Here is a 17,710-nt window from a genome sequence, read left to right on the forward strand (position 1 = left end):
GGGTGCTATCCTCCTAACGGTCCTTAAACAGGTTGGCGAGATTGCCAAATGGACTGTACTGCTCCTGTTCTTCTTCCGGTGTGGAGTATACAAGCTTCGAACCCCGGCTTTCCTCATCGTCAGAAGCGTTATTGGATAATGTGATACGATCAAAATGATGCATGAAAACCTGAGCGGTATTCAGTGCATCGTCCAGCGCACGGTGCTGTTGACCATCAAAGTCAATGTTGCACAGCTCCAGCGCCTGAGACAGGCTTAGTTGACGGTATTTGCCATTGGAGCCGGACAGACGGGAGATTTGTTTTTGTATATCATTCGTATTATGAATCCAATGGAGGTCCACATGATGGGTGCGGCAATGAGATACCAGCTTCTGACGGTCATCTGGCCCCCAAGCACATAAGTAATAGGGGGAGTCCGTTCCGAGCCATGCGATAAATTGCTTCACAGCTTCAGGGAAGAGCGGGGCCGCATCAATGTCTCGTTGAGTAATACCGGTGAACTGCACGGTATCTGTAGACAGCACAGGCCGATTTGAGGGCCTGACAAAGCTATGGAACGTGTCCGCAACGTACAAGCCATCGTCTCCCTTCATGACTTTGACGGCACCGATATCAATGATTTCGGAGGAATATCTGGCGTTACGGCTAACGGTAAACTCAAGATCATAAATAATATATTGCATTTTTGTGCTCCTTCCACACATGTAACTGATCCCGTTAGAGAACGGGATTGATATTTTCTGCCCGAATGGCTCTTCTCCATCATACCTCCCGGTTCACAACTTGTCAGCGTCTAAAAGGCTTGCTTTTGAAAAAAATATGCGATGTCCAAATGAGTTTGGACTATCGCATAAAAACAACCTTCTGACATACAGCAGCGTCCGAAACCATTGGGATTCCGGACGCTGCTTTTGCAAGCTTATTGAATTAGGCCGGGAGGTCAAGCTTTTGTCCTGGATAAATGCGGTGAGGATTTTTCAGCTTGTTCAGCTTTTGAAGCTGTTGCCAGGTGATACCGTATTGGCGGGAAATGTCATACAGTGTATCCCCGGACTTTACAATATACACATGGCTTTTTGTAGCTTGTGCAGAAGCAGGTGTCTGCTGTGGCTTCGCTGTTTGAGCTTTGGCTGGTGCAGGTTTCGCAGACGGGGTAGAGACCACTTGCGGTTTTTCCTGCACGGGTGCCGGTGTTGCGGTTGGAGCAGATGGTACAGGCTGCGCGGCAGGAACGGAAGCCTTGCCGTCTGCTTTGGCTTCTTGAATGCGGCCGTCTGCTTGTACTTGCAGGCTGGCGGAGCCAACCTTTTGCATGTAGCGAATCAGCGCCTCGTCAAGCGATCCGAACATACCTGCCTGCGGATATTTAGCGAACATTGTATACTGATCTCCGCCTACAGCAGTAAAGTCATTGGTTGCCAGTGTGTACGTGGCATCAGGATCAAGCGTTTTTCCGCCAATCAGAATGGAGTGGACGCGACTTCCCTTGGCTGCCGATGTATCTATTTTAAACGAGATCCCCGATACTTGTGGAAAACCGCCGCTTGGCTCCGGATAGGAGGCTGTGCCATTTTCAAGTGCTGCCTGAATGTCGGAGCCTTTCACTTTCAGGGTAACAATCTGGTTGCCGAATGGCAGCACAGTGATGATGTCTCCCTTGGTTACCGTTCCCGTTTTGATGGACGCCCGAATGCCGCCGCCGTTGGTCAGGGCCACATCTGCCCCCGAAATATCACGCATGGCATCGGTGAGCAGATCGCCGAGATTCGTTTCACCTGCACGTACCTTTTCACGCGCTCCTTCCAGGTTCACACTCGTTTGTGCTACAACTTCTTTGAGAATAGGCTCCTGTTCCTTCTGAATGGAAGCGATCAATGAAGTAATCTCAGCATTTGGCTGAATGTCGGCTGCTTGCGTCGAATCAATCAGCTTGGCTTGTTTTTGGGTAACCTTACCGCCGTCGACCCATAAATCAACAACGCCCAGATACTTCGTATATTCACCCGCGCTTGCAATCAGTGTACCATTGTCACCGACCAAGCCTTTTTCCAGTACGGTATGGCTGTGTCCATCAATGAAAATATCAATGCCAGGCACTTCCTTGACGACCTTAAGGCTGGTGTCTTTGCTGGAAGCATCTTGTCCCAGATGACCAAGGACCACGACCACGTCCACTTTACTGCGGATTTCATCTACAGCCGCTTTGGCTTCAGCCGCGGGATCGGTGAATTGAATGCCCTCGACATTTTTAGGATTCGTTTTGTATGCCGTTTCGGGTGTGGTCAGGCCGATAATGCCGATTTTAACGCCATCGACCTCTTTAATGACATAAGGCTGGAACAAACGTGTTCCGTCCGTTTGCTTAATATTGGCGCTGAGTACCGGGAATTGAATTTCCTTACTCAACTCTACAAGATGCTTCCAGCCGTAATTAAACTCATGGTTGCCTGGTACCATCGCATCATAGCCCAACTTGTTAACCACTTTTACAATGCTCTCACCGTTGACCAAAGTAGCGAAAGTCGTTCCATGAACAGTATCTCCGTCATCCAGCAGCAGCGTATTGGGATTGGAAGCACGGTACTGATCAATGATGCCTGCCAGCTTGGCGAAGCCCATTTCCTTGTCGTTTGCCACCACGTGGGAATGAGTATCGTTCGTATGTAGGATGGTGATGTGTTTCCCGCTGACCGGAGGAGTTGCAGCTCCCGCTGTTCCCGTACTGACTGCCGGGTCCGCTGCTGCTGTGCCAAGACATCCGAGCAGAAGCGCGGCGGTCGTCAAGATGGACGAGATTTTTTTCCATGAGTTCATGTTGTTCTTTCAACCTCCTATAAAATGAATGAATTAGAGAAACCACTTACGTCCACATTTTATCAGAAGATTGTAAAAATAACTTCTATTTTATATTAGGGCACTAAATTTTTTTGCATATCGGTTGTTAAAGCCATCGCCAAATTACCTATATTGAAGAGGAATTAATAAACGACAATTAAACATGAGAACTAATGTTCCGTTTTAGGGTCAAAAAAAAGGGCAGCCTCCTTGGGCAGACCGATCCGGGATAAATAGTGCTCCTGCGTTTCGTCAGTAAGCGGTGGTTGTCCTTCACAGAGCAATAGCACAGCGAACCGATTGGCTTGCATCTCAAATTTGCCGGGGAAAAAGTAGGAATGCTCCTCCATAAAAAAGCGGCTGACGCCTTTATGAAGCCGATCATGCCCTAATTCATGCGCACAGACGAATCGTTCCCATTCCGGTGTAAGTCCGTTGTGGATGACGATGAATCTTCTGCGCAGCTTGCGGTAATACAGCCCTTTGGTTGTGGGGCCCAGATCGCAGTAACGGATATGGATACCCAGAGCTTCCGCAATATCGAAGGGGGAGTTCGTGCGGTATTTTCGGACGAGTTTGTGAATGAGTTCGTTCATGCGCTCACCTGCTATTCCTGATCACTGCCCGCTGGGGGCGATTTGGGTTTATGCTTGTTCATCTGTTTGGCTTCCCAGAACAGACCAGTTAGCACATCCTTGATCCGTTGACGATCTTCTTTATCCAGTGGAATGCCGTCGAACATCAATTCGCCGTCTTCCTCCAGCATTTTTTTAAAATCCCGGCGGTCTTTGGAAGTAGCCCATTCCGGTACGTTGGAACGATAGGAGTCGTGTGAATGCTGCTCTACTGAATCATCGTCTCCCCAATATCCGGCGTTCTTCATCATCTCGGTATACGATACGCCGAGCGCGTCCGCTATTTTGCGGAGAGTAGAGGGCTTGGGTACGCCACGCAGCCCGTTTTCAATGCGGGAAATTTGTGAATTGCTGATGCCAGCCGCTTCTGCCAATTGGTTAATGCTCCATTGCTTGTGCTCACGCTGCTGCTTTAAGTATGTTCCGAATGCTGGTTGTTCCACAATGGCGGCTCCCTTCTGCAACAGAATAAAAGATTAGTTCCATTATACCATTAGGTAAATAGTAAAAGCACGTAATATGCCAAAAGGCATAGGAAAATAAAGCGAATATCCTGTTTTTGAAGCTATATCGCTTTTTTTGCCGATGGATAGCTATCCTAAATAATGCTATGTTATACTCGTAATACGAACAAAAGGGGAACAAAATGTAAACGTAAGAGTTGTACGATTGAGGATTTTGCAAAAATCCAATAAGCGACTTCCAATGAACAGTATATAGATCGAAAGGGTCTAGTTCGTCTATATATTGCACTTTGGAGCGACTGGAATCGGATTTTGCAAAATTCTGGATTTAAAAAATACATCATTGTCAAAAGGCATAAGATAAGGAGTGTTGCTTTACATGAAAAATAACCTACCCGAATTGGACAGACGCAAAACGCAGAACGCACTGGAGGGGGTATTTGAAAAATATCGGATTTATAAAACCATTACCTTTATGGACCGGGAAAGTTTTATCACTGCCGGCTATACGGATCGCCCGAACGGACCGACGAATGTGACCAGCGATCCAACGGCACGGACAGCCGTATATAATGTAGATGCTCCTGCGGCTCGCCTGGCTTATTGTGAAATGGTGAATGCCGTAGTCGGCCGCTTGAATGAACGCGAACAGCTGCTCATCCGTGAGCGTTATTTAAAGGATGACGATGTGTTCGACTACAAGGTTTACAATTATGTGCTCGACCCGCCAGTAAGCAAGGATACGTACACGAAAATCCGCACCCGGGCTTTTTACAAAATGGCGCTTGCACTGGCGGATCAAGGTGTTTTGAATCTGGCGGGTTTACAGAAGGACGCGGATCGGAAACTGGGATGATGTAATAATTATCCATTCGTTCGCATGTTTAATTTAATATCGCTTCTTAAAAGGCTTTGATTTCCTGCAATGGCGGGGGTTAAGGCCTTTCTTATTAATAAGAACACTTGTTCTCAAAAATCCGCCCAACTTCATCCCTAGTCTCTGCTTTTATCGTCCATTTCCCCGGCAACGCATTCGTTATAAGGGTGTAAGATTGTATCATCGGGAATCAAGACAAGAGGACATACCGAAGACACACACAGTCAAACGTTAGCCGGCCACCAGGGCCGGTTTTTTCATGCGGTTGTCGTCCCTGTCGATTCCCGGGAATTGTTTTACAGAAAGGAGGAGTCGTGTTGCCTAAGCAATGGATGCTGCAATGCATGAGGTTGAGGCTGCGCCGGATGAGAACACGGAAGTGGAAAAAAGCCTGGCTAAGCAGCCACAACATGCGAGTGCAGGATGCGCAAAGGTGGCATGCCGCAGGATGAGACAAGCCTTTAAACAAAAGCTCATTGAAATTGTTCCAGCGCTACAAGGGCGCGTATACGATGTTCAGCCACCGTCGCAGGCGGCAGAGGAGCCGTACGCGGTTATGGCGCTGGGCGAGGAAATCTGGAAGTCGTCCTGGGCTGGATATCGGCAGGTTGTCCGTATCAAGCTGTACGCAGGACAAGCCGGGCTGGCACAGGCCGATGTATGGGCGAACGCCCTGATTGCCGGACTGCACCGGGAACCGGTGACAGGCGAAGGCGAGGACACGTCGGCTTTTACCGCGCACTATTTGGGCGTGCGGGATGCGGAAAAGCTGGACACCGTCACGTGCAAGGCCTACAGAACGCTGCGATTTGGCGTGTATGTGCCTGAAACGGAAGGGAGTCCGGCGGCCGCTCCGGCAAACGGTGTTGCACAGCCGGATGAATGGCTGGCGGCGCTGACCCGCTGGACACAGAAGCAGCTGGGTGAGACGTGGTCGGTATACGCCGATGCATGGCCCGCACAGCCGGGACGCCACTCGGTGCTATGGCGGCTAAGCGGCTGCGAGACAAGGATGGCGGGAGCCTCCATGTATGAACTCCGCAAACGGTTCATTGGGCACGTTATTGCCCCGGACACTGCTGAAGAGAACCGCGGGGCTTCCGTGCTGGTCGAGGGCTTTGGCGCTCAAATTCAGCTTCCTCTGGATCAGGAGAAGGGCCGTTATATGTCCACGGCGGAAGCTTCCGCAGACTTGCAGGCGGATGCGATTTTGGACGGTCAGCTCCGGCTGACGCTGGTACAGCGGCGGATGCGTCCGGCTGAGGAAGCGGCGTTAATCCGCAGAGTGGAAATTCATCCTATTTTGAAATGAGGTGGTCCGAGTGACCTTGGACAACAACGGGAAAGCCCCGGTTAATGCCGGGCAGGAAGCAAGCGGTCCCCGCTATACGCTGGAGGAGCTTAAGGAACACGCGGAACAATTGTTTTCCGTGAAGGAAGAAGTGCTGGCAGGCGCATTTTTTGGCACACAGGACAAGCTGTTCACGGTAGCAGAAGCACACACTAAAATCGAACAATTTATGAAAGCGAAGGTGGACTAATTATGGCAGGCGGAACATGGGAAAACACGAATAAACCGGTATTGCCGGGTTTGTATATGAATTTTCAGGCAGCAGCAGCTTCAGCTATTCAAGGTGGTTCACGCGGTACGGTCGTTGTGCCGGTTAAAGCCAACTGGGGACCTGTACGTGAGTTTGTAGAGATTGGCAGCGAAACGGCGATCAACCAAATCTTTTCGAATGACAGTCTGGATGGAGCAACAGCGTATTCTACGCTGTATCTGGCTCTGCTGGGTGGACCGAAAAAGCTGTTGGCCTACCGTTTGGCAGATGACACGGCTGCTCAAGCAACTGTGACGCTGAAAAGCGGCGGTGAGGCCCCAACCGATGTGCTGCGCTTGCAGGCTTTGTACACAGGTAGTCGTGGTAATGGCTTTGCCGTAACGGTACAGCCAACCTTGGGTGACGAGCAAGCCCGTGAGGTGCGTCTCTATGAGGGCACTAAGCTGCTGGGTACGTATAAAGGCAGCGACGGTACGGCTGCTTCGATTGCCGAAGCGATGAACAAGAACAGCGAAAATGTATGGGTGAAGGCGGAAGTTGTCGGCAACGGCGGCATTCCGGTGGATGTCAGCGGCGTACATCTCACAGGCGGTAACAGCGGTAATAGCAAGCTGGTTAATGCAGACTACATCGCCATGCAGGAAGCGCTGGAAGGACAGGAATTTAACGTCCTCGCGCTGGATTATGCAGCCGATCTGGCCTTGCTGCAAAGCTTTGCCGCGTGGATCAAGCGTGTCCGGAGCGAAGGCAAGGGTGTTATCGCCGTGTTCGGTGGTTCTGCGGCGGATGATGTATCCAAAACCGCTGTCAGCCTGGCCTCTGCCCGCTCCCTGGCGCTCAACCATGAAGGTATCGTAAACGTGGGTACTGGCGTGCGTCTGGCAGGTACGGACTACAGCTCCGCTCAAACGGCTGCTTATGTAGCCGGACTGATCGCAGGCCAACGTCTGAATCAATCCGCCACATATGCGGTGACGCCTTTTGAGGATGTAACCCGCCGCTGGACACGCTCCGAGCAGGAGCAGGCTGTCCGCAATGGTGTCTTCCTGCTGTTCTTCGACGGCCGTCAGGTCAAAGCGTTGCGTGGGATCAACAGCTTGGTGAACCCGGCTGCCGGGCAAAACAACGCATGGAAGAAAATCCGTTCCATCCGCGTTATGGATGCTATTAACGCTGACTTGCAGCGTGCAGCCGAAGAGACCTACATCGGCAAAATCAACAACACGGTAGAAGGCCGTCTGGCACTCATCGGTGCGATCAAAGAATACCTGGCACAGCTGTCGCTAAGCAACGTTATCGAAGCCGATGGCTACGATGTCATTCTCGACCCAGCCTACTATGGTGATGCGCCAGTCATCAAACCGGAGCCGGACCAAGTGTTCCTGCAATGGAATGTGAAGCTGACCGACGTGATGGAGCAACTGTTCGGTACATTTTACGTGCAATAAGCATTTCGTGGAAAATTAGAAATCCAAAACTATATTATGGATCATTTTGAGGAGGAAAAATAAATGTTGGATGCTTCAAGAGTCATTTTAGGTACGTATGGTCAGGCATATATTGACGGGGTATGGCAGACACATGTCAACAAGCTGGAAGCCAGTGTGGAAATTGATAAAAGAGAACTGAATTTGGTAGGTAATACCTGGAAAGTGCATAAAAATGGAGCCAAAAAAGGGACTGGGACAATGAGCGGTTACAAAGTAACTTCTGATATGATTCGTCGTGGATTTGCAAAATTCGATATTATTTCCAAGCTGGATGATCCTGAATCTTTTGGACATGAACGTGTTCGTTTGATTCGCTGCATGCCAGATAAAATTCAGTTGGCTAACTGGACCGCTGGAGAAGAAGTACCGGAGGAAACGACATTTACCTTTGAAGGCTACGAGCTTCTCGATCCTATCGTCGCTGAGTAATTTATTGCTTAATAGTGGGCCTGGAGTAATCCAGGCCTAATTAAAAAATATTAGGGGGATATAAAATGAGCTTGCCAGAAAACATGTCAGAAGAACAAATTTTAGATAGTCTTTTTGAAGCCGCAGACAAATTACCAGAGGAAACTGTTCGTATTCAGCGCTTGGATATGCTTCTCACACTTCGTGGCTTAACTTCCAACAAAGTCGATAGCATCCGTGAACGTTGCACAATTCGTAAAACAATTAAAGGCCGTGTGGATGAAAAAGTAGATACAGAAACATTTAATGCGTTGCTTATCTCTGAAGCTACGGCTGGACTGGAAGTCAAAGGCCTCCAAATTAATGGATGGGGTGATCCGCGAATCACTAGCCGTCTCAAATTGTCCGGTGGTGAACAGGCAGTACGTCGTATGCTTTTGGCTGGTGAGTTGGATGCGGTAGGTGACAAAGTTCTGGAACTATCCGGCTTCGGTGTGGAGATTGATGATCTAAAAAACTGATTCGCTCCGGCGGGATGACGACGCTGCTGTATCATTTGTGGATACGGCATCATCTCCGTCCCGGAGAGTTTTGGGCCTTAAACAGAGGAGAAAAATCCATGTTAATCGCATTTGCACAAGAGGAACTGGATGCATTATCCAAACAAATACAGCAATGATACGTTAGGAGGTGAATATATGGCAGGATCAAGTAGTTACAGAGTTAATATTGTTACAGATGTAGAGGATTTGATCATGACAAACCGGGAACTTAAAGCCACAAGTCGTTATATTGAGCAAATACAGCGACTTTCTGATCGGCTAGGGCGCGCTCGTTATCAGAGCTTGATTAAGCTTAATACTGAACTCAAGTATATGCATAGGCATCTAGGCAACATTTACAGTTTGGCTATTCGTCTTAGTCGCCTGCGTATTATGCCGAAAGTCTTTCTAATTGACAAGGCTACTCCAGTGCTTGAAGCGCTCATCAGAAAGCTAAAAAGTCTTAAGGATGTCTACATTGTTGCGCGTGCTAAAACGGGCATTGATCAAGAGGGTACAAATAAGAAGAAGGCTAGGGGTGGCGGCTCTGAGGGGAACAATTTAAATATCTCTAATATTGTAGAGAAGACTGTTAGCGTTACTGCAAACATAGAGATAAAGGATCCTAAGTTTGACTTTAACTTTAATTATGATATCAAGGTTAAACCACCGAGATTGAATATTAGAGTGGCGGCTCCAAAGTATGCTCCTAAGATCAATGTGAAAACAGGCCCCATTCGAGTTTCTCCCAGAATAAAGGTGATTTGTGATTGTTGTTGTTGTGGAAAAAAAGGCGGCCGCAAAAGAGACGCTCCTGAACAAGACGGACCTGATCGTAAATACAAAAAGAAAGACAATAAGAAGAACAAAAAAAATCCTGGAAAAAAACCAGGGTTTTCTGATTTGTGGGAAAAGGTAAAGAGTCTTTTAAACCCAAAACCAGGCTCTAAGCCTACCAATAAGCCGGGAATTCCAGGGGGACGGCCGACTCCAAATGGAAATAAGGGAACGTTTGGAAAAATCTTTGATTTCGGAAAAAAAATACTTGGTGAGAATCCGGGTAATACACTTAAGAAGCTAGGCAAGGGGGTTATGAAGGGGGGCAAGAGGTTACTTGGACCATTTAGCTTGCTTTTAGATGCTGTAGACATTGCTACTGCTTCGCCGGAAGAACGTCCGGCTGCTATTACATCAGCAGTTTTAGGAAGTAGTCTTACCATAGCTGGTGCAGGTATTGGTACAATGATTGCTCCGGGTATAGGTACCGTAATTGGTGGTCTTATTGGTGCAATTGCTAGTGTTATAGTAGATAGTTTAGCAGGTGAATGGTTAGCTCAAAAGTTCTCTGAAATGAGTGATTGGGCCGGAGAAAAAGCTACTTCTGCAATGGACTGGGTTGGAGAAAAAGCTATTGGTGCAAAGGATTGGATTGGCGAAAAAGCTACTGTTGCAAAGGATTGGGTTGGAGAAAAAGCTTCCCAAGCAACGGATTGGATGAGTGATAAAGCATCTGATGTAGGTAATTGGTTTTCCAGTCAAACAGATAGTTTGAAAAATGACTTATCCAATATATTTGGTTATTCAAAAGAACCAGAAAAATCACAACCTGCTGTATCTGAAAATAAGATCTCACAAGCTTATAATCCCGCTTCCACCACACCTGGGCAGTCGTTAGCTCTGTCAAGATTTCCTTCGGTAGATCCGGGACTGCCGCTACCATCTTTTATCCAGGATGCCCAAAACCGTTCTAAGGTAATTCAAGGCATGGGACCAGGTGGTTCACAAGCTCCTACAGCGAATGGAGGAAAACCTGCTCCGCAGCTCGTGCGAATAACGGATGAGCAAATGAGCAGTTTTTCAGGCTTTCTCAAGGATTTCAAGACAGAAATGAACAATCAGATTAGTGTGACGTTACCCCCAGGGGCAGTACAGGTAACAGTTCAGGAAGATTCAATTGATTTTGACACGATGGCACTTCAAGTGGGACACCGGATTGTAAATGAGGTGCGACAGGCAATTATTAATAGAGGTGGAGGAGACAATAGCTCCCTTAAAAAGGGTAAAGTTGTACAAGCCTAACGTAAATCTATCATAGTAGAAAGGAGGGGGGCCATGAGTATAGACTTTTTTTTGATTAATGGTAGAAGTGTATTTCAATTCCCGGTTAATCCTGAAGAGGTGAATATTTCACGACAAAAGGGATATGAAACAGTTACGATGCTTACACACGGAGAGTTTGATTTTCCGCAAGGAGAAAAGGTGAAAGAAATCACCTTTTCTTCTTTTTTTCCCAAGGTATATGATGCATCTTATTGCCGTTATAAAAATATTCCGGATCCTAATGAAGCGATGAACAGGTTAAATGCAATGTTAAAAGCAGAGAACCCATATCAATTTATTATTACCAATACGCTAATTAGTGTTCCGGTTTTTATCATTGCCCATAATACGACCTTTCGTGGAGGAGAGGCAGGGGATATCTATTTTGAAATTACTTTGCGTACATGGCGTGAACCCAAAATAGCTCTACGAACTGGAAGCTCTCCCCAAAAAGTGAACTCAAAAACCCTTCCACGCACGGATCTTAAAGCTAAATCTAAAACGTATACTGTCAAGACAGGGGATTCACTTTCCAAAATTGCAAAGCTGGAGTTGGGGGATAGTTCCAAATGGAAAAGTATATATCAAATGAATACAAAGGTCATAGGCAAGAACCCGAATATGATTAAAGTGGGTCAAAAGCTGGTGATGCCATGAGCTACCAAGTAATACTTCAAGATAAATATGATCTTACCCCTCTGGTGGAGAAAATAACTTTAAAAGATGCTCTTAACCAAATTGCATATCAGGCCAGCATCCGAGTAGCTGCTTCAAATGGTATGCCCGCGATTACTCCGGGAATGCCTATTCGTGTCAGTGGAATTCCATTTGGGAAAAATGTGAAGGTGCCACTTCTCCATCCTGCTGTTGTGTGGGAAGTAGAGAGTTCAAACAGCGGAACAAAACGTTACTCTCTGGTTGTATACGATAGGACGATTTATTTGGATAAATCCGAGGACGAATATTTATTTCCCAAAGGACAAACGGCCACACAACGGTTGCGCAAATACGCGAAGGATTGGAAGTTTCAAATCGCCTCAATACCCGATACGAAAGTGCAGTTAGGAAAAGGTATCTATCGTGCCCAGACTCTATATTCCATGATGCTGGCTGATTTGAAAGAGACAGCAAAGTTGGGCGGAGATTTGTACCAGTTACGCATGACAAGTGCTGGATTGGAGCTATTTAAAATCGGCAGCAATCCTTCCCCCTACGTGTTAGACCGATTTATTGATCTTACGCAGTTGCGGACACTTGAGGGAGCCGTAACTAAAGTTAAAGTGATGACAGCTAATGAGAATGTAGGAAGCGGACAAGAGGTGCCGTCTAAGGTGCTGGCTGTAGCAGAAGGGGATACTAAAGCGCTGGGTACTTTGCAAAAGCTGGTTGAGGATGATCAAGTGAAAGCAGCTGGTGGAGCCAGTAAGCTTGCTAAAAGTCATCTAACTGGGATCCAGGAAACTTTTACAGTTAATTTACCAGATATTAATACCCTACGTGCTGGTGAAGCTGTAATGTTACAAGGGTTGAAGCTGATTGTTACATCAGTCAGTCGAGATTTGGGGAATCCAGGAAACATGACTTTAGAGCTGACTTCCTTCGATATGGTAAAAAGGAGGTATTTTCTTGAGTAAAGACCCCTATGGTGCATTTGTAAGTGTAATGCAGTCGTCTATGGCAGGACACACTCGGCAAGCGCTGAGTGGAGTAGGTGCGGTACTGGGCACGATTACTTCCACGGGACTCAAGCTGGACGATTTTAAACACGAGCTTCAGGATTATTTGGTTGCCGAGCTGCCGGGATTGCTGTCTGTACCGCGTCATATGTATAAAGGTACCTCAACCGCAGTAGAGTCGGAGAATTGGGAGGGCAAGGAGCTGAAAACTTCCTTTTATATCGGGGAGGACGAGCTGGAGGATGTAAATCTGAGCCTGAACGAAGGACTGAAGCCCGGTGATCGCGTACTTGCGGTTCGGGTGAATAGTGGCAACGATGTGGTTGTGGTGTGCAAGGTGGTGAGTGGACGTGGCTAATTTATTTCCCGAAACGGATGATATGCTCTGGACGGATATTACGGACCCGGATGTGCTGGAGGATAACCGGGCGGTATTTGGACGAAGCTGGCGATTTGATTTTGAAGCCGGAGAATTTGTTATGAGCCCCAGCCGTAAAATCGTGACTACAGGTGAAAAAGAAGCCTGGGTGCAGTGGTGTGAAAAAGCAATTCGTACCCCCCGCTACCGTCATGTGATCTATTCTCCCGACTATGGTAGCGAGTTGGAGGAGCTGATCGGCAGCAGCTATGGGCATGGTGTGCAGGAAAGTGAAATCAAGCGCATGGTCACCGAAGCGTTGCTGGCAGATGCTCGCACGGCTAGTGTGGATCAGTTTACGTTTAGCTGGGAAGGCGAGGCGTGCCATTTTAGCTGCCAGATTACGAATGTGCGGGATGAAACGGAAATTGTAGAAAGTGTGGTGATCTAATGGCAGACTTGCCGGAGTATTTGGTAGACCAGACGGAAGAGGAAATTTTGAGTCGTATGCTGGAAAAAGTGCCTTCGGACATTGATAAGTCCGAGGGTTCTTTTATTTGGGATGCGCAGGCGCCGGTAGCGTTTATGCTCTCCGAAGCGGCGATCTGGGCGCAGGAGCTGCTGCGCCGGGGCTTTGCCAGCACGGCAGCCAGCGATAACCCGGATTTTCGCTCACCGGAGCTGGATCTGCGAACAGCAGAGCATGGAGTGACACGGCGGGAAGCGGTTGCTGCCTCAGGTACAGTCACATTCACGGGCACAGCGGGAACGACCGTCTCGGCGGGAACGTTGGTGGCGACCCCGGCAGATGATGTGTCCGGGGAAGCCTCCATTGAGTATGCGACCACGGCATTGGTCACGCTGGATGAGCAGGGTAAAGGAGAAGCAGCGATTCGGGCAGTCAATCCCGGTCGCAGCGGTAACGTACCCGCGGGCGTCATTCAGGTGATGGCGAGCCCGGTCAATGGTGTTTCCTCCGTTATCAATACGGAGGAAACTAAAAGTGGTACGGACATTGAGAGCGACCAGCTGTTGCTGGAGCGTTTTTATGCCAAGGTACGGAACCAGGGCACGAGCGGCAACAAGGCGCAGTATACGCAGTGGGCAAATGAAATCGCCGGAGTAGGCGGCGTGGAGGTTGTTCCGCTCTGGAAAGGGCCGGGTACGGTGGCTTTATATGTGCTGGACACAGATAAACGCGCTGCCAGTCCGGATATCGTCGCTGCGGTACAGAAGTACATTGATCCGACCCAGGATGGGCAAGGCGAAGGGTTGGCACCAGCGGGTCCTGTAGTGACGATCATGCCTGCGAAAGAGGTGGAAATTAACATCTCGGTCAAGGTACAGCGTACCAAGGAGAAGCCGTCCACCCTGGATGAAATAAAAAAGCTGATCGAAAGCGGTGTGCGGACGTATTTGAAGCAGCTTGCTTTTTACAAGGAAGACCCGTTGGTTCGGTATACCCGGATTTCTGCTGTTTTGCTGGACATTCCGATCATTATTGATTTCTCTGAGCTAAAAATCAACGGACAGAGCAATCAAAATATTGAGATTGGATCAGGTCAGGTGGCGGTGCTGGGGACGGTGAGCGTCAGTGAATAATGATGGAATGAACATGAACGATCAAACGAATCGTCTAGCTATGGGGGAAGAGGGGCACATGAGCAGCTTGCGGGGACGCGAGCTGTTTTCCTATTTACCCGCCTACTATGAAATTTCCCGTGTGATGCGCTCCGATATGGATGCGAAGGGCAGTGAACTGGATTCCTTGTACCTAGCGATGGATGCGACGGTGGCTCAGTTTTTCGTCCGTACCGCTACATGGGGATTGGAACGCTGGGAAATGGAGCTGGGTATCGAAACCGACCTTGGCAAGCCGCTGGACCAGCGTCGTGCAGTAGTAGAGTCGAAGCTACGGGGAGCAGGGACTTTTTCCGGCCGACTTGTCAAAAATGTAGCTGAAGCATATGACGGCGGTACAGTAGATGTTACCTTTCATCCCGCTGAATGGGGATTCACGGTCAAATTTATAGATACCATCGGGATTCCGCCCAATGTGGAGGATCTTAAAGCAGCCATCGAGGAGATCAAGCCGGCTCATTTGGCGGTTGAATATAAACTACGCTACCTGACCATTGCTGAAGTCGAATCTATGACCATCTATGAAAATGAACATACAACACAGGATAGATATTTAGGAGGTGGCGCATAACATGGCAAGCGAAAAAACACCAAATCTGGGCTTAAATCAAATTGACCGTACATCGCCCAAAACAACGTATTTTGATCTGGAGAAGTATTTGGATCAAAACTGGCGTGCTGTAGATAATTTTGCAGGTGATGTGAATGATGGTGTGGATGCGATCAAGAAGCGGTTGGACACGACGGAGCGCAAGGAGGTTACTCTGGAACCTGGGGTGCAGATTGTTCATGCGGAAAAGGCCGCACTGTTCTCGCTCACGGGGCTGAGCGGGCGTACGTTGGTGAATTTGTTGGGTAGATGGGGGAATTTAAGTAGTTTAACGGGTATTACACCTTATCAATCCGAGATAGCGCTGGATACTACGAATAAGGGAACGATGTCTAATTCGTTAAAAGTAACAATCAAATCGGGATATACAGTCGGAGTTGGGTTTTATAGCGATTTTAAATTTTTGGCCGGAAAGTATTATGTTGCAATCGCAAAGGTGAAGGTCGGAAACTCCGCAAATGCGGGAATATCGGCCCCGAACGTTCAGGAAGGGACGACAGTAACGGATAAGACTAAATTCACTACGTCATGGTTCAGGGCGGCTCCTACCAGCGATGTGACTTCAAATATTGATTTGAGAATACAGGGGACTCAAGGACAGTATTCTTATTTTGAAGCTATCCGCATCTATGAAATTTCTGCCGCTGATTATACCGCTTTGGCCTCAATGACGAGGGAGAAAATTGACGCTAAGTATCCATATGTGGACAGTGTAATGCCTGTACGTAATCCGTATGCGATTCGGTATGGGGAAAATTTATTGCCATCGTTTTATGAGTGGTCAGCCAAACAGGGAACACCTACCATAGCGGATGAAAAGAGCGTTTCCGTCACGGTGGATAACAAAATAGTACACACCGTATCACCGTTAGTGCCTGGGCAAAAGTACACTGTCTCAGTTCAATCCGGCGGAGCGACTGGTAGAATTACGGTCACGGATGAACCGGAGACATCAGTAATAGCCGAAGCGGCTGGTTCTGGGCTATTGAGCGTCACGTTTACGGCGGGCCGGGCGGTGAATGTCAGATTACTTGGTACGTCAACGACAGCGGTGACTATTTCTAACCCTATGCTCAATATCGGTAGCACAGCCAAACCATTCAAGCCTCGTGAAGACTCCATGCTTGCGCTGCAAACAGACCTGTACGCCGATCCAGTTACAGGTGCAAATGCAGATATGGTATTTGAGCGCGACGGGCAATACTTTAAGGTGAAAAGGTTCGAAAGCATCCTACTAGATGGCGGGAGAATCACCAAAGTGAATAACGTAGTGTCGGGAACGGGTTTCAAAGTCCTCTATCCTGTAGTGCCCGATGTAAATTATGCATTTGTTGGCAATGGCACGGCAGTCAAATTTGATGGAAAAATATTGTTGTGGGGCGGGCAAGACACTACAGCCGACAGATGGGCTATAGACGCGACCGCATCCAATTTTGCCGTTTCTGTCTCTGTCGCGGACAGTGGGTGGGGCGACAGTTACGCACCGACGTTGGACGACATCAAAGCCTACTTTTATGGGTATAAGGCGTATGACGCTAACACCATAACGCCTGCACAAGCGCAAGCGGCAACAACGGCGACATGGACAGGTACGGGTACTAAGTATTGGGTGCAACGTGTTGGTTCACCTGCCTTTACACAATCCACACCACAGACATCGTATGCAGGGTACACGCCGTACCAACTCGTATACCAACTCGCTACGCCTACTGTGGAGACCATTGTCAGCGAGGGCCAGCTCACCTTTACCGAGGGAGATAATCAGGTTGAAGTAGGTACGGGGATCGTGTTACGAGAAAAGGCAAAAATGTATCAAGAGCTAGATGGAAAACGCTGGAACATTAACAACGGCAGCCCAGGACAGTTTCAGGCATCGCTTTTGAACTACAGGGTTGACAGGTTTATAGGCATTTACCGAAACTCGCAGCGTGACAACTGGATACTATACCCTAACACTACAACTACGGCTGGGGCTATGGCACAGTTAATGGACTATAACTATGACGCTACCACAGCATACACAGTGTCTTACCTGGCTTTCATGTCGTCGCCAGTTGTACCGTTCACAGGCTCCTACGCAGCCAACGAGAAGGCGCTGTTGCTGGACTTGGTAGATAGTGTACAACAGAACACGGCGAGGGTGTCGGTACTGGAGAATAGGAAAGCTGACAAAGATAGTCCTGCATGGATTACGCCAACGTTGTTAAATGGATGGGTGAACTATGACACTACTCGTAGGCCGATGGGCTACTACAAGGATTCGATGGGATGGGTTCACGTTCAAGGTTACGTAAAAAGTGGTACTTCTACGGCGAATTCAGTCATATACCGCTTTCCTAAAGGTTATGAGCCTGAATCTCCTATCGAGGTTATTGCTGTATCCAGCAGCGGTGCGGGTGCCTCCCCATCTACTCTGTACGTAGGGAGCAGCAGCCTTCAATGTAATTCGAGTGTCGGGAACTCGTTTCTGGTCATTGATTTTTCATACCTAGCTGAAAAATAAAGGAGGA

Annotated in this window: 18 protein-coding genes; 14 read left to right on the forward strand and 4 right to left on the reverse strand. The window is 48.2% G+C overall.

Annotated features, from left to right (window positions below; genetic code table 11):
* Positions 1-13: 13 nt before the first annotated feature.
* The 4 genes from ABIA61_RS11255 to ABIA61_RS11270 all read right to left on the reverse strand — a co-directional run bounded on the left by ABIA61_RS11255 (position 14) and on the right by ABIA61_RS11270 (position 3,915).
* Positions 14-685 carry a 3'-5' exonuclease gene (locus ABIA61_RS11255; RefSeq protein WP_283654925.1) on the reverse strand — a complete coding sequence of 224 codons (672 nt, stop codon included), beginning with the start codon at positions 683-685 and terminating at the stop codon, positions 14-16.
* A gap of 244 nt (positions 686-929) precedes the next feature.
* A complete protein-coding gene (locus ABIA61_RS11260) occupies positions 930-2,816 on the reverse strand; it encodes a 5'-nucleotidase C-terminal domain-containing protein (RefSeq protein ID WP_404580739.1) in 1,887 nt (628 codons plus the stop codon).
* Positions 2,817-3,007: 191 nt separating this feature from the next.
* Complete coding sequence (locus tag ABIA61_RS11265; protein ID WP_404580740.1) at positions 3,008-3,433, reverse strand: ImmA/IrrE family metallo-endopeptidase; 426 nt, start codon at positions 3,431-3,433, stop codon at positions 3,008-3,010.
* A gap of 11 nt (positions 3,434-3,444) precedes the next feature.
* Positions 3,445-3,915 (reverse strand): helix-turn-helix domain-containing protein, encoded by a 471-nt coding sequence (locus ABIA61_RS11270; RefSeq protein WP_404580741.1) that lies wholly within the window; start codon positions 3,913-3,915, stop codon positions 3,445-3,447.
* A 400-nt stretch (positions 3,916-4,315) separates the two neighbouring features.
* Here ABIA61_RS11270 and ABIA61_RS11275 point away from each other — a divergent pair, with 400 nt between their 5' ends.
* The 14 genes from ABIA61_RS11275 to ABIA61_RS11340 all read left to right on the forward strand — a co-directional run bounded on the left by ABIA61_RS11275 (position 4,316) and on the right by ABIA61_RS11340 (position 17,703).
* Positions 4,316-4,792, forward strand: coding sequence for an ArpU family phage packaging/lysis transcriptional regulator (locus tag ABIA61_RS11275; RefSeq protein ID WP_404580742.1), 477 nt, complete (start codon positions 4,316-4,318; stop codon positions 4,790-4,792).
* Between the two features lie 361 nt (positions 4,793-5,153).
* Positions 5,154-6,125, forward strand: coding sequence for a hypothetical protein (locus ABIA61_RS11280; RefSeq protein ID WP_283654929.1), 972 nt, complete (start codon positions 5,154-5,156; stop codon positions 6,123-6,125).
* 10 nt (positions 6,126-6,135) lie between these two features.
* Positions 6,136-6,354 (forward strand): YqzN/YkzM domain-containing protein, encoded by a 219-nt coding sequence (locus ABIA61_RS11285; RefSeq protein ID WP_283654930.1) that lies wholly within the window; start codon positions 6,136-6,138, stop codon positions 6,352-6,354.
* A 2-nt stretch (positions 6,355-6,356) separates the two neighbouring features.
* A complete protein-coding gene (locus ABIA61_RS11290; protein WP_283654931.1) occupies positions 6,357-7,823 on the forward strand; it encodes a phage tail sheath family protein in 1,467 nt (488 codons plus the stop codon).
* A gap of 63 nt (positions 7,824-7,886) precedes the next feature.
* Positions 7,887-8,294: a phage tail tube protein gene (locus ABIA61_RS11295; protein ID WP_025685150.1), complete on the forward strand. Its 408-nt coding sequence runs from the start codon at positions 7,887-7,889 to the stop codon at positions 8,292-8,294.
* 65 nt (positions 8,295-8,359) lie between these two features.
* On the forward strand, positions 8,360-8,794 hold the full coding sequence (locus ABIA61_RS11300; RefSeq protein ID WP_025678604.1) for a phage tail assembly chaperone: 435 nt from the start codon (positions 8,360-8,362) through the stop codon (positions 8,792-8,794).
* A 177-nt stretch (positions 8,795-8,971) separates the two neighbouring features.
* Positions 8,972-10,894: a hypothetical protein gene (locus ABIA61_RS11305; RefSeq protein WP_404520358.1), complete on the forward strand. Its 1,923-nt coding sequence runs from the start codon at positions 8,972-8,974 to the stop codon at positions 10,892-10,894.
* A 39-nt stretch (positions 10,895-10,933) separates the two neighbouring features.
* Entirely contained in the window at positions 10,934-11,572 is a 639-nt protein-coding gene (locus ABIA61_RS11310; protein WP_283656213.1) for a LysM peptidoglycan-binding domain-containing protein, read from the forward strand.
* Positions 11,569-12,549: an XkdQ/YqbQ family protein gene (locus ABIA61_RS11315; RefSeq protein WP_404520357.1), complete on the forward strand. Its 981-nt coding sequence runs from the start codon at positions 11,569-11,571 to the stop codon at positions 12,547-12,549. Before ABIA61_RS11310 ends, ABIA61_RS11315 begins: the two co-directional genes overlap by 4 nt.
* Positions 12,542-12,949, forward strand: coding sequence for a hypothetical protein (locus tag ABIA61_RS11320; RefSeq protein WP_165176500.1), 408 nt, complete (start codon positions 12,542-12,544; stop codon positions 12,947-12,949). The genes ABIA61_RS11315 and ABIA61_RS11320 overlap by 8 nt, the downstream gene beginning before the upstream one ends.
* A complete protein-coding gene (locus ABIA61_RS11325; protein ID WP_044645249.1) occupies positions 12,942-13,400 on the forward strand; it encodes a DUF2634 domain-containing protein in 459 nt (152 codons plus the stop codon). The genes ABIA61_RS11320 and ABIA61_RS11325 overlap by 8 nt, the downstream gene beginning before the upstream one ends.
* The gene (locus ABIA61_RS11330) at positions 13,400-14,551 is read left to right on the forward strand and encodes a baseplate J/gp47 family protein (RefSeq protein WP_404520356.1); all 1,152 of its coding nucleotides are present in this window, start codon (positions 13,400-13,402) and stop codon (positions 14,549-14,551) included. The genes ABIA61_RS11325 and ABIA61_RS11330 overlap by 1 nt, the downstream gene beginning before the upstream one ends.
* Positions 14,552-14,558: 7 nt before the next feature.
* Positions 14,559-15,161, forward strand: coding sequence for a YmfQ family protein (locus ABIA61_RS11335; RefSeq protein ID WP_404520448.1), 603 nt, complete (start codon positions 14,559-14,561; stop codon positions 15,159-15,161).
* Between the two features lies 1 nt (position 15,162).
* Complete coding sequence (locus ABIA61_RS11340) at positions 15,163-17,703, forward strand: hypothetical protein (protein WP_404580743.1); 2,541 nt, start codon at positions 15,163-15,165, stop codon at positions 17,701-17,703.
* Positions 17,704-17,710 lie beyond the last annotated feature (7 nt).

Origin of the sequence: Paenibacillus sp. RC21 (genome assembly GCF_044907935.1) — a bacterium.
Classification (GTDB): Bacteria; Bacillota; Bacilli; order Paenibacillales; family Paenibacillaceae; genus Paenibacillus; species Paenibacillus terrae_A.

Excerpts from the sequence above, each read along its gene's own strand:
- ABIA61_RS11280 (WP_283654929.1), top strand. The coding sequence starts at position 5,154 with ATGCATGAGGTTGAGGCTGCGCCGGATGAGAACACGGAAGTGGAAAAA.
- ABIA61_RS11330 (WP_404520356.1), top strand. The coding sequence starts at position 13,400 with ATGGCAGACTTGCCGGAGTATTTGGTAGACCAGACGGAAGAGGAAATT.
- ABIA61_RS11305 (WP_404520358.1), top strand. The coding sequence starts at position 8,972 with ATGGCAGGATCAAGTAGTTACAGAGTTAATATTGTTACAGATGTAGAG.
- ABIA61_RS11290 (WP_283654931.1), top strand. The coding sequence starts at position 6,357 with ATGGCAGGCGGAACATGGGAAAACACGAATAAACCGGTATTGCCGGGT.
- ABIA61_RS11335 (WP_404520448.1), top strand. The coding sequence starts at position 14,559 with ATGAACATGAACGATCAAACGAATCGTCTAGCTATGGGGGAAGAGGGG.
- ABIA61_RS11265 (WP_404580740.1), bottom strand. The coding sequence starts at position 3,433 with ATGAACGAACTCATTCACAAACTCGTCCGAAAATACCGCACGAACTCC.
- ABIA61_RS11315 (WP_404520357.1), top strand. The coding sequence starts at position 11,569 with ATGAGCTACCAAGTAATACTTCAAGATAAATATGATCTTACCCCTCTG.
- ABIA61_RS11275 (WP_404580742.1), top strand. The coding sequence starts at position 4,316 with ATGAAAAATAACCTACCCGAATTGGACAGACGCAAAACGCAGAACGCA.
- ABIA61_RS11255 (WP_283654925.1), bottom strand. The coding sequence starts at position 685 with ATGCAATATATTATTTATGATCTTGAGTTTACCGTTAGCCGTAACGCC.
- ABIA61_RS11295 (WP_025685150.1), top strand. The coding sequence starts at position 7,887 with ATGTTGGATGCTTCAAGAGTCATTTTAGGTACGTATGGTCAGGCATAT.
- ABIA61_RS11300 (WP_025678604.1), top strand. The coding sequence starts at position 8,360 with ATGAGCTTGCCAGAAAACATGTCAGAAGAACAAATTTTAGATAGTCTT.
- ABIA61_RS11260 (WP_404580739.1), bottom strand. The coding sequence starts at position 2,816 with ATGAACTCATGGAAAAAAATCTCGTCCATCTTGACGACCGCCGCGCTT.
- ABIA61_RS11340 (WP_404580743.1), top strand. The coding sequence starts at position 15,163 with ATGGCAAGCGAAAAAACACCAAATCTGGGCTTAAATCAAATTGACCGT.